General features: G+C 32.7%; 3 protein-coding genes. All 3 read left to right on the top strand.

The genetic code is table 11. The annotated features are described in order from the left end of the window. Positions 1–181 precede the first annotated feature (181 nt). Positions 182–1,072, top strand: a complete 891-nt coding sequence (locus tag ENL20_05390) for a M28 family peptidase (GenBank protein HHE37989.1) — start codon at positions 182–184, stop codon at positions 1,070–1,072. Then, positions 1,069–1,701: a competence protein ComEA gene (locus ENL20_05385; GenBank protein ID HHE37988.1), complete on the top strand. Its 633-nt coding sequence runs from the start codon at positions 1,069–1,071 to the stop codon at positions 1,699–1,701. Before ENL20_05390 ends, ENL20_05385 begins: the two co-directional genes overlap by 4 nt. Beyond that, the coding region (locus ENL20_05380) for a hypothetical protein (protein HHE37987.1) at positions 1,701–2,114 on the top strand (414 nt) is incomplete at its 3' end. The genes ENL20_05385 and ENL20_05380, both read left to right, overlap by 1 nt.

Below are 2,114 nucleotides of genomic sequence, written 5' to 3'. Positions count from 1 at the left end.
GTTTAATTTTTCCCACAAATAAATTTGTGGGCTTCTAATCAAATTATAAATCTTTATTGATGATTACCAATTTTTTAGAAAATTTTGGGGGTATGCCTGATTTTAGAAAATCAAGATTGACAAATCAGGTTTAACAAAAAAATTGATTTTGTGTTTAAAAAAAACTCAGGGAAGGTATTTTATGAACAAAATCTGGTTGCTCTTAATTTCAATATTCCTTTTGCTTTCCTGTCAAAATCAAGTACCGGAATTCGATAAGGACAATGCCTTTAGATTTCTAACCGAACAATGTGATCTTGGTTTTCGCTATCCTGGAACAGAAGAGATCAAACTTTGTAGAAAATACATTATTTCCAATTTAGAACCTTATGCTTCATCAATAACTGAACAGAAGTTATCAGCTGAAATCGATACAATTTCATATGACGGTATAAATATCATTGCCGGATTTTATCCTGAAATGAGTCGCAGGATCCTGTTGGGAGCTCATTACGATACGCGTGAATGGGCAGATAAAGATTCAATACAAGAGAACCATCAGAAACATGTTTTAGGAGCGAACGACGGAGCTTCCGGAGTTGCTGTTTTATTAGAAATTGCTCGGATCATTTCTCAAAACCAACCATCTCAATTTGGCATAGATTTGGTTTTTTTCGATTTGGAAGATGCTGGAACTTATGGAAATATGGATACCTGGTGTGTAGGTTCAGCTTATTTTGTTAATAATTTTTCAGGACAAAAACCTGAGAAAGTCATTATCATTGATATGGTCGGAGATGCAGACCTGAATATTTTTATGGAGATTTATTCTTACAGATCATCACCAAACCTGGTTAAGGAAGTCTGGTCTCTGGCAAGAAAACTTGAATATCCTGAATTCATCCCAAAAATCAAATATATGATAGAAGATGATCATCTTCCTTTTATCAAAGCAGGATTTAATGCTATTGATATCATCGATTTCGATTATCCGTATTGGCATACAATTCATGATACTCCGGATAAATGTTCTTCGGAATCTTTATATAAAGTAGGACAATTACTGTTACATTTGATCTATAAAGAACAATGAAAAATTTTCTGAAAAATTTCCTGACTGAGGATGAGCAGAAAATCCTCATTTTCATAATTTTTTTGGCTGTATTAGGATTGGCTCTGAAATTCATAGGAATCGAACAGGAAAATGATTCGCTCTCAGCTGACAGTTTGAACTTCGAAAAAGATTTTGAAATCAAATATGATCTTAATTCAGCAACCAAAGAAGAATTAATATCAATTCCCGGGATTGGAGAAAAGAAAGCGGGAGATATAATTTCTTATCGTGAAAATTCAGGTTTCGAAGCAAAAGAAGATCTGATGAAAGTTAAAGGAATCGGAAAAGCAACTTTTAAGAAAATCGAAAGCTATTTTTATGAGTTCGGTCGTGTCAGTAATCCTTTAGAAAAGGTTGAATCAATAAAAGAAGGAACTGTGACGGAAGATAAAGAACTACCTGAAATCAAAAAAGTTAATATCAATACTGCAGACCTGGAAGAATTCACGATCCTGAAAGGTATTGGTCCCAAAAAAGCAGAACGGATAATTGAATATAGAAAAGAAATTGGAGAATTTACAGATATAAATCAGCTGTTGGAAGTAAAGGGTATTGGTGAAAAAACTTTGGAAAAGATCAAAGAAATGATTACTCTCGGGGAAGAATAATGAACGGGAATTTCAAACCTACTGTTACCCTTGCAGATCTTTACGAATCACAAAACCAGATCCTCGATGCTTATGCTATCTATAGATTTCTTGATGAACAATTACCCGAAGGACAACTTCGCGAAAAAATTAATTCTCTGGGGAAAAAAATATTTGAAGAATTTAATCAAGAATATGATCCAGTTATAAAAAAAATATTTTCAAAGGATGAGATCGAGAAATTTAAAATTCTACCGACAAAGCAATTTTCTCAATACCAGAAAATGGAAGCAAATTTGCGAGATGAGACAAAGTTAAATGACTCTCAAAAAAAAAATGATAAATATGATAAGATAGAAAATACTGATGAAATATTAAAATTCTTTCAATTGATCAAAGGGATGGATATTTCGGAAATAAAGGATCTTTATGAG

It is taken from the genome of Candidatus Cloacimonadota bacterium (genome assembly GCA_011372345.1).
GTDB lineage: Bacteria > Cloacimonadota > Cloacimonadia > Cloacimonadales > TCS61 > DRTC01.
The sequence above is the reverse complement of the archived record's forward strand: the minus strand, read 5'-3'. Positions and strand labels throughout refer to the sequence as shown.